This window comes from Aeromonas sp. JL9 (assembly GCF_024436075.1).
GTDB lineage: Bacteria > Pseudomonadota > Gammaproteobacteria > Enterobacterales > Aeromonadaceae > Aeromonas > Aeromonas veronii.
The window spans coordinates 54846-79690 of sequence record NZ_JANFNV010000012.1 but is presented as its reverse complement, the minus strand read 5'-3'; the positions used below and the strand labels follow the sequence as shown (position 1 = coordinate 79690).

The window sequence follows — 24845 nt, the reverse complement described above, 5'->3', positions numbered from 1 at the left end:
TTGAAACGGAATCATCCGCCCGGTCGCTTACGAGCACTGCCAGCGACCGGCTCCGGCACCATCAACTCAGCTCGGTGGGGTCGATATCCAGACTCCAGCGCACCCTTTTGGTCTCAGGCCAGCTTTCCAGCTCCTTCACCGCCCAGTCCAGCAGTTGGGCCAGCGGTGCCCGGTTCGGCCCCTGCACCAGCAACTGCATGCGGAACTTGCCCGCCTTGCGCTCCATAAAGCCGCTGATGGGCCCCAGCACCTGAACGTGGGGATAGCGGGCGCTGCGCAGGGTATCGGCGAGGCGGGCGAGGAACAGCTGCACCTCGTCACGGCCGTTGGCCTCGGCCCGAAACAGCCCCTGATAGCTGAACGGCGGCAGCCCCAGCAGGCGGCGCTCTTTCAACGCCGTATCGGCGAAGTGGCCGTAGCCATTCTGGGTCAGATCCTGCAGCAGGGCGTGCTCGGGATGGTGGCTCTGCAGCACTACCAACCCGGGTTTGCTGGCGCGACCGGCGCGGCCCGCCACCTGGGTGTAGAGCTGGGCCAGCTTCTCGGCGGCGCGAAAATCGGCGGAAAACAGGGCACCATCCACATCCAGCAGGCCCACCAGCGTCACATCCGGGAAGTGGTGGCCCTTGGCCAGCATCTGGGTGCCGATCAGGATCTTGTACTTGCCCGCCTTGATGTCGCCGAGATGGGTCTCCAGCTCCCCCTTGCGGCGGGTGTTGTCCCGATCGATGCGCACTACCGGATATTGCGGGAAAACCGTGGTGAGCAACTGCTCCAACTGCTCAGTGCCCACTCCCGATCCGATCAGCTCGTTACTGCCACACTCGGGGCAGTGATGGGGCAGCGGACGCACGCTGTCGCAGTGGTGGCAGTGCAGTCGTCGTCCAGCCTGATGCCAAGTGTACCAGGCATCGCAGCGCTCGCAGGCGGCGCTCCAGCCGCACTGGTGGCAGATCAGGGCCGGGGCATAGCCACGGCGGTTGAGAAACAGCATCACCTGATTGCCCGCCACCAGATGCTCCGCCATCAACTGCTCCAGCTGGGGGGAGAGCCCGGCCTGCAGCCGCACGCTCTTGATATCCAGGATCACCTGACGGGCGGTCTGGGCGTTACCGGCACGGCGAGTCAGGGTGAGATGGTGATATTTGCCGGTGCGGGCGTTGTGCAATGTCTCCAGCGATGGGGTCGCCGAGCCAAGCAAAATGGGGATACCGGCACGATGGGCCCGCATTACCGCCAGATCCCGCGCGTGGTAGCGAAAACCGTCCTGCTGCTTGAAGGAGCCGTCGTGCTCCTCGTCGATGATGATGATGCCGAGGTTGTGAAACGGGGTGAACACCGCAGAGCGGGTGCCGATCAGAATGGCGGCGCCGCCGTCGCGGCAGGCGAGCCAGGCGTCGAGCCGTTCCCGATCGTTCATGGCGGAGTTCATCGCTACCACCGGCACGTTGAAGCGGCGGCGGAATCGATTGATGGTTTGCGGGGTGAGGCCGATCTCCGGTACCATCACCAGCGCCTGCTTGCCCGCCTTGAGCAACGGCTCGAGGATGCTTAAATACACCTCGGTTTTGCCGGAGCCGGTGATGCCATCCAGCAGGAAGGCTCCGAACTTGTCGCTCTGGCTGGTAACGGCAGAGACGGCCAGCGCCTGCTCGCCGTTGAGACGCAGCCCCTCCCCCGGCTCGAAACGGGCAGCCCAATCGCCGTCGTGACTCGGCTCCAGCGAGCGCTTCTCCAGCAGCCCCTTCTTCTCCAGCGCAGTGAGGGCTGCGCTCTGGATCTCCTCCTGTTTGAGGGCAGAGGGGGTCTGCGGCCCCTTGCGCAGCAAGGCGAGCGCTTGCTGCTGCTTGGCCGCCCGCTTGAGCTCGTTGATGTCGATAGTCATGCCCGCCTCGGTGGCAAACCAGAACTCCAGTTCGCGATAAGCGGCAGGCTCTCCCTTGCGCACCAGCACTGGCAGGGCGTGGGGCAGCACTTCCCCCAGCGGATGCTGGTAGTAGCTGGCGCTCCAGTTCATCAGCGCCAGAATATCCGGCCCTAGCACCGGCGTCCCATCGAGTACACGCTTGATGGGCTTGAGCTTGTTGCGGGGCACCTGGCTGTCGGCCGGATGATCCACCACCAGCCCGACCAGGGTTTGCGGGCCGAAAGGGATCTCGACCCGGCAACCGGGGGCAGGTAACGGCAGGGGAGAGAGATAGTCGAAGTGACGGCGTAACGGTACCGGGACAGCGACACGAACCAGATCCAGCGTTTGGGAAGAATTCACCAGGGGTTGCCTATTTTTTCTGCGAAGCCACTTGCCTGATCTCAGGCATTTCCTATATTATTCGCAGCCTTTGAAACTGTGTTCAACAATCGTGTGGTGTCCGACAAGAGATCGGATGGCGACACGGCCTATTAATTGAGGTTGTCCATGAAAGCTGGTATCCATCCTGACTACGTAGCCATCACCGCCAAGTGCTCTTGCGGTAACGTCATCAACACTTTCTCTACCATCGGTAAAGATCTGAACCTGGACGTGTGCTCCGAGTGCCACCCGTTCTACACCGGCAAGCAGAAAGAAGTTTCTAGCGGCGGCCGCGTAGACAAGTTCAACAAGCGTTTCGGTGCGATGACCACCAAGAAGTAATTTTACTTCTGAAGAATTCTGAAAAAGGCGCCCATCGGGCGCCTTTTTTACGATCCCTGTTTTTCATCCTTCATGTTCCCGCAGCCAGACCACTCGTCCCTACTGGCCAAACCCTTTGGAACGACGCAAATAGACATACCCCTCACCCGGGCTACCCCAGCGCGGACTCCCTGCGTTGTCATAGGCGCGATCCAGCAGTCTGACGCTGTCGGGGCCAATCCAGATATGCTGCACCAGCGTCGTGGCACCACCAAAATCGGTGGAGCAGTGGCCCACCCGGGTATGACCGGCATATTCGCCGGAGGGAGTGCGTGTCAGCCAGATCTCGCATCCGTGGCGCAAGGAGAGCTGCTGCGGGGTCAGACTGTCGAGCAGGGCGGGATCATGCCAGGCACCGGCAAAATCGGTAGCCCGGGGCATGGTCAGCTCTGCCATCAGGATCCGCCCGTCAGGGGCGGGTGAGAAGCGATAGATGCGCTGGCGGAAGGGACGGACGGAGCGCATGCTCAGGTACTGCTCGGCATAGACCCAGCGATAGCCCTGATAGCCGGGCCAGATCTCCATCAGGCGCAGCTCGGCACTGGTAAAGCGGCTGTCGTAACTGGCCTGCTCCCGGCTCGTAAATGCCCCGTTGAACCAGCTGAGTAGCGGCTCCATGCCGGGCTTGAGTGGGGTAGCCTGAGGCGCCGAACCTGCCAACACCAGACAGGAACAGAGCAGCCCGAATACGGCCACCAGCAACTTTGCCATCGAATCCTTCCGAATCATCATAGTGGCGGCGATTATATGAGCGAATTACCCCAATAACAGCCATTACGATCAAATCATTGCCACTCTGGTGCAAAAACCTCACAAGGATGCCAGTCCGCTCACTAAACCCGATATTTTGCCACCGCCTTGTTGAGCAGCTGGGCCTGCTCGTTGAGACCCTCGCTGGATCTCGCATTTTCCTCCGCCATGATGCTCGACTCCTGGGCGATGTCGCGGATGTTGTTGACGTTGCGGTTCACCTCGTTGGCCACCAGACTCTGCTGTTCGATGGCTGCCGCAATCTGGGTGCTCATATCCATGATGTGGGTAACATCCTGAGTGATCTGCCCCAGCAACTCCCCTGCGGTACTGGCCTGATCCGAGCTGCGGTTGCCCTGCTCGCGGCAGGTTGCCATCACCTCGACGATGCTGCCGGTCTGTTTCTGCAGCGAGCTGATGATGCCGGCGATCTCCTGAGTCGATTTCTGGGTACGGATGGCCAGATTGCGCACCTCATCGGCCACCACCGCAAAACCGCGCCCCTGATCCCCTGCCCGGGCAGCTTCGATGGCCGCGTTGAGGGCCAGCAGGTTGGTCTGCTCGGCAATACCACGGATCACGTCAAGCACGGAGCCGATGGTCTCACTCTCTTTTTGCAGCTGGCTCACCTCGCGGGATGAGCTCTCCAGATTGCCCGCCAGCGAGCGGATCTGCTCGACAGTATTCTCGACCGCAGTCCGCCCCTCCATCGCCTTGTTGTTGGTCGCCTGCGCATTGTTGGCCGCCTGCTCGGTGTTGCGGGCGATCTCTTCGATGGTGGAGCCCATCTCGGTGGAAGCGGTCGCCACCATATCAGTCTCCTGCAGCTGGCGCGCCGCCCCTTCACTGGTGCGCTTGACGTTGGCCGAGAGGTGATCCGCCGCTTCAGTCAGGGTGTGCACGCTCTGCTTCACATCGCCGATCAGATCGCGAAACCCGCCCAGCATCACGTCGAGATTGCCTGCCAGCTGGGCCATTTCATCTGCCCCGCGCAGATCTATCTTCAGGCGCAGGTCATTATCCTGACGAATGCGGTTGACGGTGTCATTCACCTGAGTAATGGGACGGTCGATGCTGCGCCCCAGCAACACGCTCATGATGCCGATCAGCACCACAATCACCCCGCCACAGACCAGCATCAGGCTGTTGAGGCGAGCGCTCTGCCGCTCCAGCTCAGCGACAATGTGCTGATCGACGGCGGCAAACCCCTGTTCGGTCTGATGCACCAGATCCCGCATCTGGTTGCGCAGCCCCTCATCCTCTTTCAGCCCCAGTACCTGCATCCCCTGCACCAGCGCCACAAAGTCCTGTCGGTACTGCTTGCTGGCCTGCGCCAACTTGCCGCGCTCCGCCTCCGGCAAAGTGGCAAGACTATCCTGAAAACTCTTGTGCAAGGTCTCGAAACGCTCCAGATACTGGATATCAGAGCGAAGCATGAAGTCTTTCTCCGCCCGTCTCAGCTGCAACATGGTGATGAGCAGCCCCTGCTGATCCAGCTGCTTGAGCCCATTCTCCACCTCATGCACCGCCGCCCGCAGCTTGCCATAGAGCCCCTCCTCCGGCCCCAGACCAATCTTCTGCTGCTGGGCCACCAGATCGTTGAAGGCTTTGCCATAACCGCTGATCTGCTGATCCAGTCTGGTCAACTCCCCCTCGACGGCCGCCAGATTGTCATCGGTCACCAGCTCCCGATTGTGCTGGTGAAAATCTGACAGCCCCTGATTGAAGCGCTCGACGAAGGTCATATCCTTGCGGATCAGAAAATCCTTCTCGGCCCGCCGCAGGTTGAGCATGGCGATCTCCAGCTGGTCGATATTACGCTGGGCTTCGGTCAGGTGACGGTGCACCTGGCTGGAGTAGATAAACAGGCCGCTCAGTACCAGCATGGCAACGGCAACCAGCACGGTATTCAGGATCAACTTATGACGGATAAGCACGATGGACCTCTCGCAAACTGGCAGTGAACTGCATTGAGCTTATGCAGAAAAGCGGCGACAGGTGATCTGTGCAAGGAATATTCATTGAAATGCCACACCCACTCCTTATACTGGTTGCACCTGTTTCCAGCCGTGGATTTGACACTATGGAATACAATACTTCTGAACTGTGCGACATCTATCAGGACATGGTGGATGTGCTTGAACCCATGCTCTGCTCCTTCGGCGGCCGCGCCTCTTTCGGCGGCGTCATCACCACAGTCAAATGCTTCGAATCGAATGGCCTGATCCGTGAACTCGTCAAAGAGAACGGACTGGGACGTGTCTTGCTGATCGATGGCGGTGGCTCCATGCGCCGAGCTCTGATCGACAGCGACATCGCCACCACGGCGGCCGAGAACGATTGGGAAGGGATTGTCTGCTACGGCTGCGTCCGCGAAGTCGATATTCTGGAAGATCTGGATATCGGCATTCAGGCACTGGCAGCCATTCCGGTCGGTGCCGACAGCAAGGATGTAGGGGAGACCGATCTGCCGGTCAACTTCGGTGGGGTGACCTTCCTGCCTGACGACCACCTCTACGCCGATACCACAGGGGTGATCCTCTCCCCCGAGGCACTCGATATCGAGTAAGCCACAGACAACGTGACGACGGGAGCCTTGGCTCCCGTTTTTTATGCCTGCAACTTGCTGAAAAATGAAAAAAAAAGAGGGCCAGATAAACTGGCCCTTAACTGGAAGCAATGTGAGCAATGTCGTGCCTTCACAAGAAGTCCATCACGTTGGAACGAATGAAGTCTTTCCCGGAAAACAAGTTAACAATAATCATTCTCATTTAACTAGGCAAGCGCTATTTGCAGAAAGTGCAAAAAATTGACCACCGCGAAGGGTGGTCAATCTGGTCAGGCTTGCCGGGTGGCCGTTTGCAGGCTGGATAATCCGGCCTCGCCCACCAGCTTGCGGCTGAGGTAGCGCAGCAAGACACCGTAGAGCGGCACGAACAAACCAAGGCTTATCAGCAACTTGAATACGTAATCGACGGTTGCGATCTCGACCCAGTGCTCTGCCATGAAAGGATCTGTGGTGCGCCAGAAGGCCACACTGAAGAAAGCGATGGTATCGACTAGATTACCGAACAGGGTGGAGGCCGCAGGTGCAATCCACCACTGCTTGAGCAGACGCAGCCGGTTGAACACCACCACATCCATGAACTGCCCTACCAGATAGGCCATAAAGCTGGCCAGCGCGATACGCGCTACGAACAGGTTGAACTCGGCCAGATGACCAACGCCCTGGAAGCTCCCTTCAAAGAAGAGTACGGAGAGCGCATAGGAGACCGCCAGTGCTGGCAGCATCACGGTCTGGATAATCTTGCGTGCCAGACCGGCACCGAAGATCCGCACCGTCAGGTCAGTGGCGAGGAAGATAAACGGGAAGCTGAACGCACCCCAGGTAGTGTGGAAGCCAAACACAGTGATCGGCAGCTGCACCAGATAGTTGCTGCTGGCAATGATCAGGATGTGGAACAACGACAGGCGAACGAGCGCCGTTTGGTACTGCGCAGGGGTCAGATTCATCTTGTGACCTTTTTGGTTAATGGGGTTAGGGAACCCATATCGCCACCATTGGCGATAATCGAGGGGCGAGATTATACGCCCCAAAACCGATAGTTCAATCTTTATGCGATTACGCTTGTCCAGGTTGGCCAGCCGCAGAGCAAGCCTTGTGGGCGATAGTCACGCCTTGTGCTGTCTGGCGAGCCAGAGCAGCGCCTCCCGATCCGCCGGGCGCACCGCCTCCAGCCAGCAGCCGCTGTAGTGTTCGTACTCCAGCCGAAACTGGCTCCCTTCAAACTCCAGCAACCAGCTATGGCGGTCGGCGCCCGCATCCTGCTCGAGCGGCTGCAGCTCCCAATCTCGTAGCAAGGCCTGCGCCAACAGCGGAAACATGTCCCAGTCGAGCGCCGGACAATCCAGCGTCACTACGCCAGCTTCGCTATCTACCTGTTTGATTTGCCAACTCATGCCCAATCTCTCAGCTACTGCAGGAGAGCTCACCACCGCAATACCATGCCGGAGTCGGGGTGGCGAGATCCTCATATTCGGGTTGTTCATCAAAGGGGCGCTGCAAGGCGGCGAACAGCCGCTCGAACGGCTGCATATCCCCTGCGTCGGCGGCGTCGATCACCTGCTGGGCCAGCGCATTGCGCAGCACATACTTGGGGTTGATGGCATCCATCTGCGCCTTACGCACGGCATCCTCGCTGCCTTCGCGCATTAGCCGCGCCCGATAGCGTTCCAGCCACTCCTGCCAAACACTTGGTTCAGACAACAGGGCCAGCAGAGATGCAGGCCACGCCCCCTCTTGCGTCACCATACCGAGACGGCGCAGGAACAGGTGGTAATCCACCTTGTGGGCCGCCAGCAACCGGAACAGCTCGCGGAAGAGCGCCGGGTCATCCTCCTCCCACACTGCCAGCCCGAGTTTGGCCCGCATCAGCTCGGAGTAGTGCAGCATCAGCTGCTGCTCGTACTGGGCCAACGCCGCAGCCAGCGCATCACCGTCTACATGGCCAGCCAGCGCCTGCGCCAGCTTTTGCAGATTCCAGTAACCGACCGCAGGCTGCTGATCCAGCGCGTAGCGGCCCGCAGGATCCGAGTGGTTGCAGACAAAGTCCGGCACATAGGCATCGATAAAGCCGTATGGCCCATAATCCAGCGTCAAGCCGAGCAGCGACATATTGTCGGTGTTCATCACCCCGTGACAGAAGCCCGCCGCCTGCCATTTGGCAATCAACCGCGCGGTGCGACGCACCACTTCGGCAAACAGTTCGGCACCACTCTCCAGTTCGGGGAAATGGTGGCGCAGCAGATAGTCGATGAGATGCGGGATCTTCTCCCCCTGCCCGCTCCAAGCGAAATACTCGATATGGCCGAAGCGCAGATGGCTGGGGGCGGTACGCAGCACTGTCGCCCCGGTCTCCACCTGCTCGCGATAAACAGGCTCCTGACTCCCCACCAGCACCAGCGCCCGGGTGGTCGGAATGCCGAGAGCATGGAGCGCCTCGGAGGCGAGATACTCGCGAATACTGGAGCGCAGCACGGCGCGACCATCACCAAAGCGGGAAAACGGCGTCTTTCCTGCCCCCTTCAGGTGCAGATCCCAGCGCTGACCATCCGGCGCCTGCTGCTCACCCAATAGCAGCGCGCGGCCATCCCCAAGCCGCGGGCTATAACCCCCAAACTGATGGCCCGCATAGACCTGCGCTACCGGCTGCATGCCGGGCAGCACCTTTCCCTCGCCACAACAGGCGATCCAGTCAGCCTCGCTGACGCCTCCCAGCCCCAACTCATCCAGCAAAGCCCGGTTGAGATGAAGCAACAGGGGCTGCTGCAGCGGCTGGGGGGCCACGGGTTCACAGGCCCAAGGCAGTTCGCTCGTAAAAGTGTTGATCAGCTTCATGGTTGTGCCATTCGTCCCTGCGTATGCTCGTGTCACTCTTTATACTGCCGTCAGCCATGCTTGTGCTCACTGGCAACCATCATTTTTCAATTCAAGGAGAAGAAGATGCAAAAATGGGTATATGCCCTGCCCTTGCTGGCACTGGCGTGGGGTCATCAGGCCAAGGCTGCCGATATTGAAGCCGGCAAAGCCAAAGCGGCGGTCTGTGCCGCCTGTCACGGCGTGGAAGGCAAGGCGATGATCCCCAACTATCCCCATCTGGCGGGTCAGAATGCCGCCTATCTGGTGAAACAGTTGAAAGCGTTCAAGGATGGCACTCGCAAAGAGCCCTTGATGGACCCCTTCATGGCGCCGCTGACCGATGCGGATATCGACAATTTAGCCGCCTTCTACGCCAGCCTGAAATAACCTCGCGTCTGACCCTTGGTTCTTCCGAGCCGCGCTTACCGTGGTCGATTAGGCTGCCTAATCGACCCTAACGACGGCAGTAGTCGATGATCAGATCCATAAAGGCTTCGCCGAAGCGCTCCAGCTTGCGGTGCCCGACGCCGTTGATGGCCAGCATCTCGTCTTCGGTCATCGGCATCAGCTGAGCCATCTCCACCAGGGTCGCATCGTTGAATACCACGTAGGGCGGCACCTCTTCATCCTCGGCAATCTGCTTGCGCAGGCCGCGCAGCTCCTTGAACAACCGCTTGTCGTAGTTGGCGTTGTCGAGCAGACCGTTGCGCTTCTCCTTGCGGCTGGAGATAGGCTGCAGGCGGGGTACCGCCAGTTCCAGCTTCACCTCGCCACGCAGCACGGGGCGGGCCGCTTCGGTCAGCTGCAGCACCAGATTGCGGGTGATGTTCTGGGTCAGCAGCCCCTTGTGGATCAGCTGGCGGATCACGCTCATCCAGTATTCGTGGCTCTGATCCTTGCCGATGCCGTAGGTCGAGAGCTTGTCGTGGCCGTGATCCTTGATGCGCTGGTTGAGGGAACCGCGCAGCACCTCCACCACATAGCCCACCCCGAAGTTCTGCCCCACCCGCCAAACGCAGGAGAGTGCTTTCTGGGCATCTTCGGTGCCGTCATAGCTCTTGGGCGGATCGAGACAGATATCGCAGTTGCCGCACGGCTTGTCGTTGTACTCGCCAAAGTAGTTGAGCAGCACCTGGCGGCGACAAGTCTGCGCCTCGGCAAAGGCTGCCATCACGTTGAGCTTGTATTGCTCCACCTGCAGCTGCTGCGGGTTCTCGATGTTGTCGAGCAGGCGGCGCACCCGACCGATATCGGCGGGATCGTAGAGCAGCAGCGCCTCGGCGGGAGTGCCATCGCGCCCGGCGCGGCCGGTCTCCTGATAGTAGGATTCGATGTTCTTCGGGATGTCGTAGTGCACCACGAAGCGCACATTGGGTTTGTCGATGCCCATACCGAACGCCACCGTCGCCACCACGATCTCGACGTCATCCTTGAGGAAGGCATCCTGGGTCTGCTGGCGCTGCTCGAGCGGCAGCCCCGCATGATAGGGCGCGGCCTTGCAGCCGTGGCGGGATAGCCGCTCGGCCACCTCCTCTACCCGGTTGCGGCTGGAGCAGTAGACGATGCCGCAGTTGCCCTTCTGGCTCTGCACGTAACGCAGCAACTGCTCGGCCGCCTTGAACTTCTCCACTAGGCTGTAGCGGATATTGGGGCGATCGAAGCTGGCGGTGTGAATGAAGGGATCGTTGAGCTCCAACCGGTGCAGCATGTCGCTGCGGGTCGCCTCGTCGGCAGTCGCAGTTAGCGCCACCACCGGCACCTGCGGGAACCACTGTTTTAGTCGCCCCAGCGCCGCATACTCAGGCCGGAAATCGTGGCCCCACTGGGAGACACAGTGCGCCTCATCGATGGCGAACAGCCCGAGCGGCAGCTCGGCCAGCCGATCCATAAACTCGTGCTGCAACAGTCGCTCGGGGGAGACATAGACCAGCTTGATCTCGCCGCGGCGCATGGCGGCGAAGTTCTGGATCATCTCCTCCCGACTGAGGGCCGAGTTGATGTAGACCGCCGCCACACCGTTGGCGCGCAGGCTGTCGACTTGATCCTTCATCAGCGAAATAAGGGGAGAGACCACCACCCCGAGCCCGGGCCGCAGCAGTGCCGGGATCTGGTAGCAGAGCGACTTGCCGCCACCGGTGGGCTTGAGGACTAGCGCATCGCGCCCCGCGACGATCTGCTCGATGATCTCGAGCTGACCCGGCCGAAACTGCTGATAGCCGAAGACTGCCTGCAGCAGGGCAAGCGGACTCTCTGGCTGAGGATCTGGCAGGGTTTCGGCAATCGCGGTCATGGGCTCTCCTTTGGGGTCGCCATTCTAAAGCAGCCGCCGCCCACAATAAACCTGCCATTGCGACTGTTAAGGAACTGTTGCAGACTGGCTGGAGTTTTTACTCGGCTTTGATGACAAGGATCGGGATCAGAGAATGAAACAGATGCTCAAGAAGATGGCGCTCAGTGGCATTGCCAACCTGTTTGCCGAGAAGATGCCGTTCAACAAGCTGATCGGCATGCAGGTGACCCACTACGACTTCGACAAGGTGGAGCTGCGCATCAAGATGGATGAGAAGCTGATCGGCAACCCTTTCCACAACATCCTGCATGGCGGCGTCACAGCCACGCTGCTGGATGTAGCGGGCGGCATGATAGTCGCGGCCTCCTGCATCGACGAGCTGGAGGAGTTCTCCCCCAGCTATCTCAAGGAGCGCTTCGCCCGCCTCGGTACCATAGATCTGCGGGTGGATTACCTGCGCCCGGGACGCGGCAACGAGTTTATCGCCACCGCCCACATCATCCGGGCTGGCAGCAAGGTCGCTGTCGCCCGGATGGAGCTGCACAACGAAGAGGGCACCCACATCGCCTTCGGCACTGGTACCTATCTGGTGGGTTGAACCAAGTTAGTGCATAAAAACCACACGGCTAATCCACTTTTAATCATTAGATTCCTTACCCCCTCAGGCCGAACAAGGTCCATACTGATAGTCGGGATTGTGTGCAGAGGGAGGATTGCAGGCGATGAGTGCGAAACTGGCCATCAAACCATCCAGAGCCTTGTTGACACAGCTCGAGTCCATGCTCGACGAGGTGCAAACACCCGAGTGTCGCCACTGGTTGGAACAGGAGCTTGAGGGGTATTCTCTCTCCTCACCCCTGCCTTGGTATCGCATCGTTCCCTGTCGGCAACGCGGTCACTTTCTGGATCTGAAAACGGGAAAATATTTGACCTGTCACATCAACAGTCAAACGCTATGCCAACGCGATCTGGCCCAAATTCAGTTCATTTATGCCCGTGAACCCGCCGCCCACTATTTGCTGCAACGCAATTCCGGTATTGAACCCTGGCCAGAACAGCTGCTGGAAGATTATCAGGAGCAGTTGATCCCCGGCCATCTATGCCTGCAAGCCTGGCATGAGCCCGTGATTTCATTACGTGCACAACTGATGGAGGGAATAGAACATTTCATTAGTGAGTACCCCAAGCACGCGGCCTTGCTGCCTCAACACAGTTTCAAGGCTTTGCGGCATCAGCACTGGCATATCTGAGTAAGCGCCTGGCGCGCAAGGAGGGCACCATAGACAAGACCCATAGCGAGATTGCCACAATCTAGAGTGCCGGAGTCAGGATCAGACTCCACCGATGGGCCACCGAGCGGTGGCCCTTTTAATGTCTGTGGTCTTGCTTCGCCCCTGCATACAGCAGGTCAGCAGCTAAAGAAAATCGGGAAAACAGGAAGGATAAATGCAAAAAGGCCGCTCTATTGAGCGGCCTTTTCAAATTTGGTCGGTGTGAGAGGATTCGAACCTCCGACCCCTTCGTCCCGAACGAAGTGCGCTACCAAGCTGCGCTACACACCGATGTCTGCGGGACGGGAATTTACCGAAAGCCCAGACCCGACACAAGCCTTTTTTGCATTTGGCAGGAAAAAAAGTGCTGTTCGCTCAACTATTCAGCACTCTTTTCACCCGTTTACCGGACTGCAGCCAGCTGGTGACATTCCGGCAACCGGCCGTCAGGCCAGGCGCAGGGATGCGGGCCCCAGCAGACGGCGCTGCCAGTCAGCCACAGTGCCATGCTCCAGCCAGTCGGCTGCATGCTGGCGCCAGTTGGGCGAGAGGGCCGGATTCTCCAGCAACAGCAGCAGGTCAGTCTCGTTGCGCACCTGATTGAACAGAATGTCCGCCGTGCGCTTCACCGTCAGTTCGGGATAGGGTCTGTCTACCAGTTCCATGGCCGTGTCAGGCGCGATCATGCCCTCCTCCAGCACCCGCAGCAGCCAGCCACAACGGCCATTCAGTTGCATCACCTGCGACATCTGGCCATAGCCAAAGCGCTGGTTGAGCTTGAAACAGGGGGATCTCGGCTGGCTGATCTGGATCAGCGCCTCACCGAGTCGATAGACATCGCCAATGCAGGCTTGCGCCTCGGTCAGCCCGAGACCGGAGAGGTTCTCGCCAAAGGCGGCAGGTTGCCAGGGTGTACGTGGCGCAGACAAGCCCAGCGCGGTTTGCCAGGTCTGCCACCAGAGATAGTGATCGGCAGGATAGTAGTGGAGCGCCCGATCCGGGCCACCGTGGTGGCGCAGGTCACACTGCTCATCCCCTTCCAGACCGGCAAAGGTACAGCGAACTGGTGCAGAGATCGGTTGCTTGTGAATGGCGCTGGTGAGGCCGGGCACCAGCTCGGTGCCACGACCGCGAAAAAGGGAGATCCGCATACTCATCCTCCAGGTTGACGAGAGTAGGCGGATCTTATCATGGCGTCAGACGACGGCCTGCATCTGGGTGGTCATGGCGATCTCGGCACGACGGCGCTTCTCCGCCCTGGCCATCAGATACCAGCTGCCGAAGGTAAAGAGCGATACCGACAGCAGGATCAGGCTGGCCACCGCGTTGATCTCGGGTTTAACCCCGAGCCGCACCGCCGAGAAGACCTCCATCGGCAGGGTAGTGGAGCCCGGGCCGGAGACGAAGCTCGCCAGCACCAGATCATCCAGCGACAGGGCGAACGACATCATGCCACCTGCCGCCAGCGAGGGGGCGATCATCGGGATAGTGATCAGGAAGAACACCTTCCACGGCTTGGCGCCAAGATCCATCGCCGCCTCCTCGATGGAGAGATCCAGCTCCCGCAACCGCGCCGACACCACAATCGCCACATAGGCGGTACAGAAGGTAGTGTGGGCGATCCAGATGGTCAACATGCCCCGCTCGGCGGGCCAGCCCACCAGCTGGGCCATCGCCACGAACAGCAGCAGCAGTGACAGACCGGTGATCACCTCGGGCATCACCAGCGGCGCCGTTACCATGCCGCCGAACAGGGTGCGACCACGGAAGTGGGGAATTCGGGTCAGCACGAAGGCCGCCACCGTCCCCAGCGCCACTGCAGCGATCGCGGTGTAGAAGGCGATCTCCAGCGAGCGGAACACAGATCCAATCAGCTGCTTGTTGTCGAGCAGGCCGAAGTACCACTTGAGCGACCAGCCACCCCACACCGTCACCAGCTTGGAGGCGTTGAAGGAGTAGATCACCATGATGATCATGGGCAGGTAGATAAACAGCAGCCCCAGCCAGAGCATCAGCTTGGCAAAACCGAAACGTCTCATCATGCCTTGCCCTCCAGCTCTTTGGCCTGGTTACGGTTGAAGAGGATGATCGGAATGATCAGCACCGCCAGCATCACTACCGCCAGCGCAGAGGCAACCGGCCAGTCGCGGTTGTTGAAGAACTCCTGCCACAGCACCTTGCCGATCATCAGGGTCTCCGGGCCGCCCAGCATTTCCGGAATAACGAACTCCCCCACCACCGGAATAAACACCAGCATGCAGCCGGCGATAATGCCGTTTTTGGAGAGCGGCACCGTGATCTGCCAGAAACGGGTCAGGTTGCGGGCCCCCAGGTCGGAAGCAGCCTCCAGCAGGCTCTGGTCATGCTTGACCAGATTGGCGTAGAGCGGCAGCACCATGAAGGGCAGGTAGGAGTAAACGATGCCGATATAGACCGCCAGGTTGGTGTTGAGGATCTGCAGCGGTTCGTCGATCACCCCGATCCCCAGCAAGACGCTGTTGAGCAGGCCGTTGTTGCTGAGGATCCCCATCCATGCGTAGACCCGGATCAGAATGGCGGTCCAGGTCGGCATCATGATCAGCAGCAGCAGAACGGTCTGGGTCTCCTTGTTGGCCCGGGCGATGGAGTAGGCCATCGGATAGCCAATCAGCAGGCAGAGCAAAGTGCTGACGAAGGCCATCTTGAGGGAGCCCAGATAGGCCGCGATATAGAGCTCATCCTCCTGCAGCAGCAGGTAGTTGCCCATGTTGAGCAGAATGGTGAGCTGATTGTCGGCCCAGCTCACCACGTCGGTGTAGGGCGGGATCGCCACATCCGCTTCCGCAAAACTGATCTTCACCACGATGACGAAGGGCAGCAGGAAGAAGAGGAACAGCCAGAAGAAGGGGATGCCAATCACCAGTCGGCGCCCCCCGACCCGCTTCAGTCGTTGCAAGAACTTCATGATTGCAGCACCACGCCGCTGTCATCTTCCCAGTAGAGGAACACCTGGTCATCCCAGGTTGGCCGCTTGCCGTGGCGTTCGGCATTGGCGATGAAAGCCTGAACGATTTTGCCCGAGGGCAGCTGGATGTGATAAACCGAGTGACCGCCCAGATAGGCGATGTCATAGACCTCCCCCTTGGTCCAGTTGAAGTCCGGGTGCTCGATCTCCTCCGGCTTTTGCAGACTCATCAGCAGTTTTTCCGGCCGCAGGGCATAGGTCACCTTCTTGTTCTCGGCGCGGGAGCTGATGCCGTGGCCCACATAGATGGGCTGCTCCAGATCGGCGCAGGCGATGGTGGCGTGGTCCTGCTCATCCTCCACCAGCAGGCCGTCAAACAGGTTGACGTTGCCGATGAACTCGCACACCAGCCGACTGGCCGGGGTCTCGTAGATATCCATCGGGCTGCCGATCTGCTCGATGCAGCCGAGGTGCATGATGGCGATCCGCTCCGCCATGGTCATGGCCTCTTCCTGATCGTGGGTCACCATGACGCAGGTCACCCCGACCCGCTCGATGATCTCAACCAGCTCCAGCTGCATCTTGGAACGCAGCTTCTTGTCGAGCGCCCCCATGGGTTCATCCAGCAGCAGCAACTTGGGACGCTTGGCTAGCGAGCGAGCCAACGCCACCCGCTGGCGCTGGCCACCGGAGAGCTGATGCGGTTTGCGGCGGGCATACTGGGTCATCTGTACCAGCTTGAGCATCTCCTCCACCCGGGCATCGATCTCGGCCTTGGGCAGGCCATCCTGCTTGAGGCCAAAGGCGATGTTCTGGGCCACCGTCATATGGGGGAACAGGGCGTAGGACTGGAACATCATGTTGATGGGGCGTTCATAGGGGGGCATGTCGGTGATGTCGACCCCGTCGAGGAACAGCCGCCCCTCGGTCGGGCGTTCGAAACCGGCCAGCATCCGCAGCAGGGTCGATTTGCCGGAACCGGAGCCACCGAGCAGGGCGAAAATCTCCCCCTTGTGAATATTGAGAGATACGTTATCGACCGCCAGCGTTTCGTCGAACTGCTTGCTTACCCGATCAATTTTCACCAGCACTTCTTTGCGCTGCTGACTGCCCTCGAGGGCTTTCTTGTAGGCACTGGAGGCTATCGCCATTACCAAACTCCCCAACGTGATACCGGCCTTGCGGCCGATCCATAAAAGCGATTTGGCGCCCCCGAACGGGCACCAAGGTTAGGTACCGGACTTGATCTTGGTCCAACTCCGGGTGATTAGACGCTGTACCGAGCGGGGATGTGCTTCCTGCACATAGAGTCGCTCCAGCACGGCCTGAGGGGGATATACCTCCTCATTGTTGCGCACCGCCTCATCCATAAACTCGCCCGCCCTTGAGTTGGGATTCGCGTAGCCCACATAGTCGCTGACCTTGGCGATCACTTCGGGCTGCAGGACGTAGTTGATGAGAGCGTGCGCCTCTTTGACATTGGTGGCATCGGACGGGATCGCCATCATGTCGAACCAGAGATTGCCCCCCTCTTTCGGAATGCTGTAGGCAATTTTCACCCCCTTGCCAGCTTCATCGGCGCGGGCAGCGGCTTGCAGGATGTCGCCGGAAAAACCGGCCGCTACACAGATGTCGCCATTGGCGAGATCGCCGATGTATTTGGAGGAGTGGAAGTAGGCCACATAGGGCCGCACCTTGAGCAGCAGCGCCTCGGCCTGCTTGATATCCCCCGTCGCATGACTGTTGGGATCGAGCCCGAGGTAGTTGAGGGCAGCAGGGATCATCTCGTCGGCAGAGTCGAGAAAGGCGACGCCGCAGCGAGAGAGTTTCGCCATGTTTTCCGGTTCGAAGATGGTGGCCCAGGAGTCAATCTTGTCGACCCCCAGCACCGCCTTGATTTTGTCGACGTTGTAGCCGATGCCGTTGGTCCCCCACAGATAGGGCACCGCGTACTGATGACCCGGATCCACCTTGTCGAGCTGCTTGAGCAGCACGGGATCCAGGTTGGCCAGATTGGGCAGCAGGGATTTATCCAGTTTCTGGAAGGCTCCCGCCTTGATCTGCTTGGCCAGGAAATTATTGGAGGGCACCACCAAATCGTAACCGGTCCGCCCCGTCAGCAACTTGCCTTCCAGGGTCTCGTTGGAGTCAAACACGTCATAGACGGTCTTGATCCCGGTCGCCTGCTGGAAATCGCTGAGGGTGGTCTCACCGATATAGTCAGACCAGTTGTAGAAGTGCAGCACAGGGGCAGCCTGGGCCACATTCGCCAATCCCATGGTCAGCGCTATGGTTAGCAATCTGGTTGTATTCACGGTGTCAGTTCTCCTGTTTCAGTGGTTGACCGTCTGCGCATCCATTCGCGCGGCCCATCCGGATGGATGGCATCACTACCCTCCCGGCCGAACTGCGGACCGGGAGGGGCATTCGTTACTTACTTGCCGGACTTGATCTTGGTCCAGCTGCGGGTCATCAGACGCTGCACCTTGGCCGGCAGATCCGGGAAGGTGTAGATCTTCTGCAGGGTCGCCGCATCGGGGTAGATACCCGGATCGGTGCGGATCGCCTCATCCACCAGCGGGGTCGCCGCCTTGTTGCCGTTCGGGAACTGCACCACGTTGGTGATATTGGCGATCACCTCGGGCTTCATCAGATAGTTGATGAAGGTGTGGGCTGCCTCGACGTTCTTGGCATCCGCCGGAATGGCGATCATGTCAAAGAAGCTGCCTGCCCCCTCTTTCGGAATGGTGTAGGTGAGCGCGACACCATTCTTGGCCTCGGCTGCCCGCGCCTTGGACTGCTGCAAGTCACCGGAGTAACCGACCGCGACGCAGAGGTTGCCGTTGGCCAGATCCGAGATGTACTTGGAGGAGTGGAAATAGGCGGTATAGGGACGGATGGAGAGGAACAGCTCTTCAGCCTTCTTCAGCTCGGCCGGTTTCTGGCTATCCGGTTTGAAGCCCAGATATTGCAGGGCAGCCGGCAGCATTTCGGTCGGTGAATCGAGGAAGGAGACGCCACACTCTTTCAACTTGGCCATGTTCTCCGGCTTGAACACCAGATCCCAGGAGTTGACCGGGGCATCGGCCCCCAGCACGGCTTTCACCTTCTCGGCGTTGTAGGCATAGCCGATGGTGCCCCACAGATAGGGGATGGAGTACTGGTTGCCAGGATCGCTCGGCTCGAGCGCCTTGAGCAGGTCAACATCCATGTTTTGCCAGTTGGAGAGCTTGGACTTGTCCAGTTTCTGGAACACGCCCGCCTTGATCTGCTTGGCCAGGAAGGGGTTGGATGGCACCACGATATCGTAGCCCGAACTACCCGCCAGCAACTTGGCTTCCAGTACCTCGTTACTGTCGAACACGTCATAGACCACCTTGATCCCCGTCTCCTTCTGGAAATTATCCAGGGTATCCGGCGCTATGTAGTCGCTCCAGTTGTAGACGTGCAACACCTTCTCTTCAGCCATTGCTCCGGCACTTGCCATGACCAGAGCCACAGAGGCAGCGATCACTCCTGTTTTGAAAGACATCATCCTTGTCTCCTAAGCAAATTGTATGCGCATGCCAACCTGCCCGACCCACCTCAACCCTTCAGCTTTGCGGCTGTCAGATCCAGACTACGCCTGGCCAGATCGACCAATTCATCAACCTGTTCCTCGGTGATGACCAAGGGGGGCGATATGATCATGGTATCGCCTACCGCCCTCATCACCAAGCCATTGTTAAAGCAGAACTCCCGGCAAGTCATCCCCGCATTTGCCTGAGCCGGAAAACGCCGGTTGGTCTGCTTGTCCTCAACAATTTCCAGCGCGGCGACCAATCCTTTGCCTCGGGTTTCTCCCACCAGCGGATGATCGGCCAGCTCCGCCCAGCGACGCTGCAAATAGGGGCCGATGGTATCATGCACTCGCTTAACTATGCTCTCTTTCTGCATAAGCTGGATATTGGCCACCGCCACGGCGCAAGAGACCGGATGGCCCGAGTAGGTGAAGCCGTGGTTGAACTCGCCCCCCTCCTCCACCAGCCCCTTGGCAACCCGGTCACTGACCATCACAGCGCCGAGCGGCAGATAACCGGAGGTGATCCCCTTGGCCAGACACATCAGGTCCGGCTTGATGCCAAACCCTTCGCTGGCAAACCAGTGACCGGTACGGCCAAAGCCGCAGATCACCTCGTCGGCGATCAGCAGGATGCCGTAGTGATCGCAGATGCGCTGGATCTCCGGCCAGTAGCTGTCAGGCGGAATGATGACGCCGCCCGCCCCCTGGATCGGCTCGCCGATAAAGGCAGCCACCTTGTCCACCCCCAGCTCCAGAATCTTCTGCTCCAGCTGACGGGCCCGCTCCAGCCCGAACTCGTGGGCACTCATCCCCTGCCCCTCACCGAAGTGATAGGGCTGGTCGATGTGCACTATGCCGGGAATGGGCAGACCACCCTGGGCATGCATCCCCTTCATGCCGCCCAGACTCGCCCCTGCCACGGTGGATCCGTGATAGGCGTTATGGCGACTGATGATCACCTGTTTATCAGGCTGCCCCTTGCTGGCCCAGTAGTGGCGCACCATCCGCAGCACGGTATCGTTGCACTCGGAGCCGGAGCCGGTGAAGAAGACGTGGTTGAGATGGGCTGGCGTCACCTCGGCCAGCAGGGTCGCCAGCTCGATCACCGGCGGGTGAGCGGTCTGGAAGAAGAGGTTGTAGTAAGGCAACTGCTGCATCTGGCGGGTAGCGGCATCCACCAGCTCCTGGCGGCCATAGCCCATATTGACGCACCACAGGCCCGCCATGCCGTCGAGAATGCGTTTTCCCTCGGAGTCTTCCAGATAGACGCCGCTGGCTTTGGTAATAATGCGCGAACCCTTCTTGTTCAGGGCCTGAAAGTCGGTAAAGGGGTGCAGGTGGTGGCTGGCATCCAGTTGTTGCCACTCACGGGTTGTCTGCTGCATTTGTTGCTCCTCGGTTCCTTCGATTTAGCAATATTCAGTCGTCAAATAGTCAGGTGCGTTGGCACGTTCGCAGCCACAGTCACTCACGGCGTGTCTGCTGCATTCGTTACGCCCCTGCGCCTTCGATTTGGCAAGATTCAATCGTTAATCAATCCAGGTCGCAGCGCTCTTTCGGCCACAACCACTCACAGGTGGCAGCCGCCACCTGACTCGCGTTCCGGTCTCTTCGATACAGGGACCGGGGAGGCAGACTCCGCCCTCCCCGTTACAGAGGGATCAGACGTTCAGCAGCAGGAACTCCCGCTCCCAGCGACTGATCACCCCGAAGTAGGTCTCGTACTCTTTGCGTTTAACCGCGACGAAGGCGCGGGTGAATCGCTCCCCCAGCATCTCCTTGATGGGCTCGCACTGTTCGAGATGGCTGAGTGCCTCCTCCAGCGAGCGGGGCAGGCTGTAGGGCAGGTCATAGGCGCTCGACTTCATCTCCGGCAGCGGCTCCAGCTTCTCCATCATGCCGAGATAGCCACAAGCCAGAGTGGCGGCCAGCGCCAGATAGGGGTTGGCATCGGCACCGGCGAAACGGTTCTCCACCCGCCGTGCGCTCGGGTCGGAGAAGGGCACCCGCAGGCCGCAGGTGCGGTTCTCGACACCCCACTGGACGTTGCGCGGCGCGCTCTCGCCAAAGGTGAGGCGGCGGTAGGAGTTGACGTTGGGGGCCAGCAGGGCGGTCACCGCCGGGGTGTATTTCTGCAAACCGGCGATAAAGTGCATGAACTGTTCGCTATTGCCGCCACTCGCGGTACCGAACAGGTTGTGGCCGTTCACATCTTCCAGACTCTGGTGGATGTGCATGGCCGACCCCGGTTCGTCGCTCATCGGCTTGGCCATGAAGGTGGCATAGATGCCGTGGCGGTGAGCGGCCTCACGCATGGTGCGCTTGAACAGGAACACCTGATCCGCCAGATCGATGGCATCACCATGCAGGAAGTTGATCTCCATCTGGGCGGCGCCCGACTCGTGGATCAGGGTGTCCACCTCCAGCTCCTGCGCCTCGCAGTAGTCATACATGTCTTCAAAAATGGGGTCGAACTCGTTGACCGCATCGATACTGAACGACTGGCGGGCGGTCTCAGGGCGGCCGTTGCGACCGACCGGCGGCACCAGCGGATAGTCGGGGTCTTCGTTGCGGGTGACCAGATAGAATTCCAGCTCGGGCGCCACCACCGGCTTCCAGCCCTGCTTCTCGTAAAATGACAGAACCCGACGCAGCACGGAGCGCGGCGCTATGTCGATCAGCTTGCCGTTGACGTCGAAACAGTCGTGGATCACCTGTGCAGTGGGCTCCAGCGCCCAGGGGACAAAACGGATGGTGTTGGGGTCAGGATAGAGCTGCATGTCCCGCTCCAGCGGGTCGATCATGCTGTCGTCATCCGGATACTCACCTGTCACTGTCTGGGTGAAAATCACCTCGGGCAGACGCATGCCCCCTTCGCGCAAAAACTTGTTGGCTGGGATGATCTTGCCCCGGGCGTTGCCGGTGAAATCCGGGAACAGGCACTCCACCTCCGTGATGCGATTGCTCTCCATCCAGCCTTTGATACTGTCCATGTTAAACCCCGACTTTACGGTTGCCATTGGCAAGGGTGTCTAATATATGGAACACCCTTGTTATAAAATTGTAATCAACACCACCATAAAAGCCCGCCATCAAGGGCAATGTCAAGCGGGCGTGTTTAAAAAACTATAAATAACGGCGCATATAATGACCAAGGCGGCACCAAATACTAAACACTCAAATCCGTACGAAGCCCACCCCTCTCATCGTTGCAAAGGCGATGCCAACAGAGGGTGAAGCGGACGCCAGATCCCGACCAATCCCCCGCAGGAACGGGCCATTTTTTTGCAAGGGCGCACAATCCTTATCCTATTTGCTTTGCTTGGCTGCATTTTTTTGGTACAAGGCCCGCCCTGATTTGCACTCTCTTGCATGAAACAGGTGCAAATCGGGATACAAGGGCTTGGTCTGTAGGCAGACAGCCCCCATAAACAGGGATAATTGGGTTAGTAAACTGACTGGTAGTTAATCGTATGTGTGATTTCATGACTGAAGACCAACTGGCCTTTTACAAGGGGCAGATCGAGCGACAGATCGTCGAGCTCGAAGAGCGCCTGAACTCCCAGGCCAGCCAGGCCATCGCCACCGACACCAACGAGATGGCTGATGAAATTGACCGTGCCAGTATCGAGGAAGCCCGCCGTCTGGAGCTGAACCGCATCGAGCACGACAAGCTGCACCTGCGCAAGCTGCGGGGCGCATTGAAGCGCATCAGCGAAGGAGATTTTGGTTACTGCGAATCTTGCGGTGACGAGATCTCCCTCAAGCGGCTGCATGCCCGTCCGGAATCCCGTTTCTGCGTCGAATGCCAGAGCACCAAGGAATTTAACGATACCCACGTGTTCCGTCGCGTCGCCTGATTCTTCGAAGAACCGTCACCATTCTGGTGCAACAGACGCCAGCAAGGCAGGGCCCTGCGCTCAAACCTTGCACAACGCCTCGCAGCAAGATGGTGACAAGTTCTGTTAGACTCCGGACACCTTCCGGAATCTACAGGAGAACAGAGAGTGAAATGGCTCATCAAGCTGTGTTTGTGCCTGCCACTGCTGGCACAAGCACAGGTTCTGACGGTCAAGGTCCCCAGCCGTCCCGTCAACAATCTTGACCAGGAGTACCAGTACAAGCTGCTGGAACTGGCCCTGACCCGCTCCGGGCAACCCTTTCGCATCCAGCCTGTCGAACTCGACCTCAACCAGTTCACCCTCCAGCAGCAGCTGAGCAAGGGCAAGACCATCAACGTCTTCTGGATGGGCACCTCCAGCGCACTCGAATCCTCCCTGATTGCCGTCCCCATTCCGCTGTTTCGCGGGCTGGAAGGATTGCGGCTGTCCTTCATCCACGCGGATGCCCAAGAGAAGTTCAACCAGATCAATACCCTGGCCGACCTCAAACAGCTGAAGGCGGCGCAAGGGGTCGGTTGGGCCGATAACAAAATTCTGGAAAATGCGGGCATCCCGACCTTCTCCGGCCGATACAGCAGCCTGTTTCGCCTTATCAACGACGGCGACAAGATCGACTTCTTCCCGCGCGCCCTAGTGGAGATCTTCGCCGAGCGCAGCGAGCTGGTGGCGCAGTATCCCAACCTCGCCATCGAGCAGCATCTGCTGATCCGCTACCCCTTCGCCCAGTTCTTCTTCGTCAGCCCCGAATACCCCAAGCTGGCCAAGGCGATTCAGACCGGGTTGGAGCGTGCCTATGCCGATGGCAGTTTTATGAAGTTCTTCAATGACAACCCCAAGATCCGCGAAGCGCTCGCCAGCGCCAACCTCGATCAGCGGGTCACCATCGCCCTGCCCAATCCGGATATGACCCCGTTGCTAAAATCCATTCCGGCCCAATATTGGGAGTATCCACCGCAGGGATAAGCATCGCGAGCGCCTGACCACGAAGGTCAGGCAGCGAGAACACAGTGCGCCAGGGAGGTGCCATGAAGGGAATCCAGGAGTGGTTTGCGCAGTACGGCCAGAGCCATCGCCATCCGACAAACGTCGCCATCCACAAACTGGCGGTGCCGGGCATCTATCTCTGCTCGCTGGCGCTGCTCTGGTGTCTGCCACACGGGCCCTTGCCAGAGCCCCTCAACTGGGCGGCAGTGGCAGCCATTCCAGTGCTGCTGTTCTATCTGCAGCTGTCGTTTTCGCTGTTCGCGGGGATGGCCGGGCTGACCGCGCTCGGGCTGGCCTTCTGCCACCAATGGCAGGGGCCGCTGTTGTGGCCCGCCGTGGCAGCGTTCGTGCTGCTCTGGATAGCCCAGTTTGTCGGCCACAAGATCGAGGGCAAGCGCCCCTCCTTCCTCGCCGACCTGCAATTTCTGCTGATAGGCCCCGCCTGGGTGCTTGCCAGCCTCTATCGTCGCCTGGGCATTCCCTATTGAAGGGGGGCCAGGCCAACAGGAGAGACCATGACACATAACCACACGCGACATAATGCCCTGCGCCGCGCCCTGCCCCTGCTGCTGGGGGCCCTGTTTGCCGGCCCGGCACAGGCCGACAAGGCCGACCCGGTCGGTGAAGTGAGCACAGCCTTCAAGCTGTTTGGCCCCAACCACAAGATCCTGGTGGAGGCGTTCGACGACCCGCGCATCGACGGCGTCGCCTGCTATCTGGCTCGCCCAAAGACTGGTGGCGTCAAAGGCGGGCTGGGACTGGCGGAAGATCCCTCCCACGCCTCCCTGTCGTGCCACCAGATCGGCCCCATCACCCTGCCCGAAAAGCTGAAAGCGGGGGAAGAGGTGTTCGATGTCAGCACTTCATTGGTGTTCAAGGAGCAGAAAGTGGTGCGTTTTTACGACAAGAAACGCAATGCACTGGTTTACCTGACCTACAGCACCAAACTGGTGGATGGTTCGTACAAAAGTGCAGTCAGCGCCGTTCCCATTATGCCGTGGGGACAATAACCAGCCGGTTTGTCCGGTGATAGCTGACTCATTTTGTTGTAA

The 24845-nt window shown here is 59.5% G+C and carries 24 protein-coding genes and 1 tRNA gene; 9 read left to right on the top strand and 16 right to left on the bottom strand.

Going from position 1 to position 24845, the window contains the following annotated elements; translation table 11 throughout:
- Positions 1-61: 61 nt before the first annotated feature.
- A complete protein-coding gene (priA, locus tag NOM06_RS11115) occupies positions 62-2269 on the bottom strand; it encodes a primosomal protein N' (protein ID WP_255911650.1) in 2208 nt (735 codons plus the stop codon).
- Positions 2270-2416: 147 nt separating this feature from the next.
- Between priA and rpmE the strand changes: the two genes are divergently transcribed.
- Positions 2417-2632, top strand: a complete 216-nt coding sequence (gene rpmE, locus NOM06_RS11110) for a 50S ribosomal protein L31 (RefSeq protein ID WP_005340673.1) — start codon at positions 2417-2419, stop codon at positions 2630-2632.
- Positions 2633-2731: 99 nt separating this feature from the next.
- Here the strand turns inward: rpmE and NOM06_RS11105 are convergent, their stop codons facing one another.
- Together NOM06_RS11105 and NOM06_RS11100 are read right to left on the bottom strand one after the other, a co-directional pair.
- Positions 2732-3382 (bottom strand): chromophore lyase CpcT/CpeT, encoded by a 651-nt coding sequence (locus NOM06_RS11105; RefSeq protein WP_021230765.1) that lies wholly within the window; start codon positions 3380-3382, stop codon positions 2732-2734.
- 122 nt (positions 3383-3504) lie between these two features.
- A complete protein-coding gene (locus NOM06_RS11100; RefSeq protein WP_255911648.1) occupies positions 3505-5358 on the bottom strand; it encodes a methyl-accepting chemotaxis protein in 1854 nt (617 codons plus the stop codon).
- Positions 5359-5504: 146 nt separating this feature from the next.
- On the opposite strand from NOM06_RS11100, the gene rraA reads away from it, so the two are divergent.
- Positions 5505-5990 (top strand): ribonuclease E activity regulator RraA, encoded by a 486-nt coding sequence (rraA, locus tag NOM06_RS11095; RefSeq protein WP_005340678.1) that lies wholly within the window; start codon positions 5505-5507, stop codon positions 5988-5990.
- 269 nt (positions 5991-6259) lie between these two features.
- Here rraA and NOM06_RS11090 read toward each other — a convergent pair whose 3' ends face one another.
- The 3 genes from NOM06_RS11090 to NOM06_RS11080 all read right to left on the bottom strand — a co-directional run bounded on the left by NOM06_RS11090 (position 6260) and on the right by NOM06_RS11080 (position 8819).
- The gene (locus NOM06_RS11090) at positions 6260-6934 is read right to left on the bottom strand and encodes a 7-cyano-7-deazaguanine/7-aminomethyl-7-deazaguanine transporter (protein ID WP_005340680.1); all 675 of its coding nucleotides are present in this window, start codon (positions 6932-6934) and stop codon (positions 6260-6262) included.
- 159 nt (positions 6935-7093) lie between these two features.
- Positions 7094-7381, bottom strand: a complete 288-nt coding sequence (locus NOM06_RS11085) for a DUF3630 family protein (protein WP_255911646.1) — start codon at positions 7379-7381, stop codon at positions 7094-7096.
- 10 nt (positions 7382-7391) lie between these two features.
- Entirely contained in the window at positions 7392-8819 is a 1428-nt protein-coding gene (locus NOM06_RS11080; RefSeq protein ID WP_255911644.1) for a YdiU family protein, read from the bottom strand.
- Positions 8820-8924: 105 nt separating this feature from the next.
- On the opposite strand from NOM06_RS11080, the gene NOM06_RS11075 reads away from it, so the two are divergent.
- Positions 8925-9227 (top strand): cytochrome c, encoded by a 303-nt coding sequence (locus NOM06_RS11075; RefSeq protein ID WP_005340687.1) that lies wholly within the window; start codon positions 8925-8927, stop codon positions 9225-9227.
- A 67-nt stretch (positions 9228-9294) separates the two neighbouring features.
- Here NOM06_RS11075 and recQ read toward each other — a convergent pair whose 3' ends face one another.
- On the bottom strand, positions 9295-11130 hold the full coding sequence (gene recQ, locus NOM06_RS11070; protein WP_108588428.1) for an ATP-dependent DNA helicase RecQ: 1836 nt from the start codon (positions 11128-11130) through the stop codon (positions 9295-9297).
- A 133-nt stretch (positions 11131-11263) separates the two neighbouring features.
- Here recQ and NOM06_RS11065 point away from each other — a divergent pair, with 133 nt between their 5' ends.
- Both NOM06_RS11065 and NOM06_RS11060 read left to right on the top strand, forming a co-directional pair.
- Positions 11264-11728, top strand: a complete 465-nt coding sequence (locus NOM06_RS11065; RefSeq protein WP_005355465.1) for a thioesterase family protein — start codon at positions 11264-11266, stop codon at positions 11726-11728.
- A 124-nt stretch (positions 11729-11852) separates the two neighbouring features.
- Entirely contained in the window at positions 11853-12380 is a 528-nt protein-coding gene (locus NOM06_RS11060) for a hypothetical protein (RefSeq protein ID WP_005356927.1), read from the top strand.
- Between the two features lie 235 nt (positions 12381-12615).
- Here the strand turns inward: NOM06_RS11060 and NOM06_RS11055 are convergent.
- The 9 genes from NOM06_RS11055 to NOM06_RS11015 form a co-directional block, all read right to left on the bottom strand.
- Positions 12616-12692: transfer RNA gene (locus tag NOM06_RS11055), tRNA-Pro, on the bottom strand.
- Between the two features lie 155 nt (positions 12693-12847).
- The gene (locus tag NOM06_RS11050) at positions 12848-13552 is read right to left on the bottom strand and encodes an MOSC domain-containing protein (RefSeq protein ID WP_255911642.1); all 705 of its coding nucleotides are present in this window, start codon (positions 13550-13552) and stop codon (positions 12848-12850) included.
- A 45-nt stretch (positions 13553-13597) separates the two neighbouring features.
- Positions 13598-14443, bottom strand: a complete 846-nt coding sequence (locus tag NOM06_RS11045) for an ABC transporter permease subunit (RefSeq protein ID WP_005340701.1) — start codon at positions 14441-14443, stop codon at positions 13598-13600.
- Positions 14440-15345, bottom strand: coding sequence for an ABC transporter permease subunit (locus NOM06_RS11040; RefSeq protein ID WP_005340703.1), 906 nt, complete (start codon positions 15343-15345; stop codon positions 14440-14442). Before NOM06_RS11040 ends, NOM06_RS11045 begins: the two co-directional genes overlap by 4 nt.
- Positions 15342-16496 carry a polyamine ABC transporter ATP-binding protein gene (gene potA / locus NOM06_RS11035; protein ID WP_005340704.1) on the bottom strand — a complete coding sequence of 385 codons (1155 nt, stop codon included), beginning with the start codon at positions 16494-16496 and terminating at the stop codon, positions 15342-15344. Before potA ends, NOM06_RS11040 begins: the two co-directional genes overlap by 4 nt.
- Positions 16497-16574: 78 nt before the next feature.
- Positions 16575-17660 carry a polyamine ABC transporter substrate-binding protein gene (locus NOM06_RS11030; protein WP_005355476.1) on the bottom strand — a complete coding sequence of 362 codons (1086 nt, stop codon included), beginning with the start codon at positions 17658-17660 and terminating at the stop codon, positions 16575-16577.
- A 119-nt stretch (positions 17661-17779) separates the two neighbouring features.
- On the bottom strand, positions 17780-18877 hold the full coding sequence (locus tag NOM06_RS11025; protein ID WP_005340709.1) for an extracellular solute-binding protein: 1098 nt from the start codon (positions 18875-18877) through the stop codon (positions 17780-17782).
- Positions 18878-18930: 53 nt separating this feature from the next.
- A complete protein-coding gene (locus NOM06_RS11020; protein ID WP_058056392.1) occupies positions 18931-20292 on the bottom strand; it encodes an aspartate aminotransferase family protein in 1362 nt (453 codons plus the stop codon).
- Positions 20293-20568: 276 nt separating this feature from the next.
- Positions 20569-21900: a glutamine synthetase family protein gene (locus NOM06_RS11015; protein ID WP_111900449.1), complete on the bottom strand. Its 1332-nt coding sequence runs from the start codon at positions 21898-21900 to the stop codon at positions 20569-20571.
- Positions 21901-22380: 480 nt separating this feature from the next.
- Between NOM06_RS11015 and NOM06_RS11010 the strand changes: the two genes are divergently transcribed.
- The 4 genes from NOM06_RS11010 to NOM06_RS10995 all read left to right on the top strand — a co-directional run bounded on the left by NOM06_RS11010 (position 22381) and on the right by NOM06_RS10995 (position 24803).
- On the top strand, positions 22381-22767 hold the full coding sequence (locus NOM06_RS11010; RefSeq protein WP_005356952.1) for a TraR/DksA C4-type zinc finger protein: 387 nt from the start codon (positions 22381-22383) through the stop codon (positions 22765-22767).
- Positions 22768-22914: 147 nt separating this feature from the next.
- On the top strand, positions 22915-23772 hold the full coding sequence (locus tag NOM06_RS11005) for a hypothetical protein (RefSeq protein WP_042081792.1): 858 nt from the start codon (positions 22915-22917) through the stop codon (positions 23770-23772).
- Positions 23773-23834: 62 nt separating this feature from the next.
- On the top strand, positions 23835-24281 hold the full coding sequence (locus NOM06_RS11000; protein ID WP_255911640.1) for a DUF962 domain-containing protein: 447 nt from the start codon (positions 23835-23837) through the stop codon (positions 24279-24281).
- 27 nt (positions 24282-24308) lie between these two features.
- The gene (locus NOM06_RS10995; RefSeq protein WP_255911638.1) at positions 24309-24803 is read left to right on the top strand and encodes a CreA family protein; all 495 of its coding nucleotides are present in this window, start codon (positions 24309-24311) and stop codon (positions 24801-24803) included.
- Positions 24804-24845: the final 42 nt, after the last annotated feature.

What these genes read in the sequence shown, in the direction of transcription:
- rpmE (WP_005340673.1), top strand. Translation starts at nt 2,417, where the DNA reads ATGAAAGCTGGTATCCATCCTGACTACGTAGCCATCACCGCCAAGTGC.
- NOM06_RS11105 (WP_021230765.1), bottom strand. Translation starts at nt 3,382, where the DNA reads ATGGCAAAGTTGCTGGTGGCCGTATTCGGGCTGCTCTGTTCCTGTCTG.
- rraA (WP_005340678.1), top strand. Translation starts at nt 5,505, where the DNA reads ATGGAATACAATACTTCTGAACTGTGCGACATCTATCAGGACATGGTG.
- NOM06_RS11090 (WP_005340680.1), bottom strand. Translation starts at nt 6,934, where the DNA reads ATGAATCTGACCCCTGCGCAGTACCAAACGGCGCTCGTTCGCCTGTCG.
- NOM06_RS11085 (WP_255911646.1), bottom strand. Translation starts at nt 7,381, where the DNA reads ATGAGTTGGCAAATCAAACAGGTAGATAGCGAAGCTGGCGTAGTGACG.
- NOM06_RS11080 (WP_255911644.1), bottom strand. Translation starts at nt 8,819, where the DNA reads ATGAAGCTGATCAACACTTTTACGAGCGAACTGCCTTGGGCCTGTGAA.
- NOM06_RS11075 (WP_005340687.1), top strand. Translation starts at nt 8,925, where the DNA reads ATGCAAAAATGGGTATATGCCCTGCCCTTGCTGGCACTGGCGTGGGGT.
- recQ (WP_108588428.1), bottom strand. Translation starts at nt 11,130, where the DNA reads ATGACCGCGATTGCCGAAACCCTGCCAGATCCTCAGCCAGAGAGTCCG.
- NOM06_RS11065 (WP_005355465.1), top strand. Translation starts at nt 11,264, where the DNA reads ATGAAACAGATGCTCAAGAAGATGGCGCTCAGTGGCATTGCCAACCTG.
- NOM06_RS11060 (WP_005356927.1), top strand. Translation starts at nt 11,853, where the DNA reads ATGAGTGCGAAACTGGCCATCAAACCATCCAGAGCCTTGTTGACACAG.
- NOM06_RS11050 (WP_255911642.1), bottom strand. Translation starts at nt 13,552, where the DNA reads ATGCGGATCTCCCTTTTTCGCGGTCGTGGCACCGAGCTGGTGCCCGGC.
- NOM06_RS11045 (WP_005340701.1), bottom strand. Translation starts at nt 14,443, where the DNA reads ATGATGAGACGTTTCGGTTTTGCCAAGCTGATGCTCTGGCTGGGGCTG.
- NOM06_RS11040 (WP_005340703.1), bottom strand. Translation starts at nt 15,345, where the DNA reads ATGAAGTTCTTGCAACGACTGAAGCGGGTCGGGGGGCGCCGACTGGTG.
- potA (WP_005340704.1), bottom strand. Translation starts at nt 16,496, where the DNA reads ATGGCGATAGCCTCCAGTGCCTACAAGAAAGCCCTCGAGGGCAGTCAG.
- NOM06_RS11025 (WP_005340709.1), bottom strand. Translation starts at nt 18,877, where the DNA reads ATGTCTTTCAAAACAGGAGTGATCGCTGCCTCTGTGGCTCTGGTCATG.
- NOM06_RS11020 (WP_058056392.1), bottom strand. Translation starts at nt 20,292, where the DNA reads ATGCAGCAGACAACCCGTGAGTGGCAACAACTGGATGCCAGCCACCAC.
- NOM06_RS11015 (WP_111900449.1), bottom strand. Translation starts at nt 21,900, where the DNA reads ATGGACAGTATCAAAGGCTGGATGGAGAGCAATCGCATCACGGAGGTG.
- NOM06_RS11010 (WP_005356952.1), top strand. Translation starts at nt 22,381, where the DNA reads ATGTGTGATTTCATGACTGAAGACCAACTGGCCTTTTACAAGGGGCAG.
- NOM06_RS11000 (WP_255911640.1), top strand. Translation starts at nt 23,835, where the DNA reads ATGAAGGGAATCCAGGAGTGGTTTGCGCAGTACGGCCAGAGCCATCGC.
- NOM06_RS10995 (WP_255911638.1), top strand. Translation starts at nt 24,309, where the DNA reads ATGACACATAACCACACGCGACATAATGCCCTGCGCCGCGCCCTGCCC.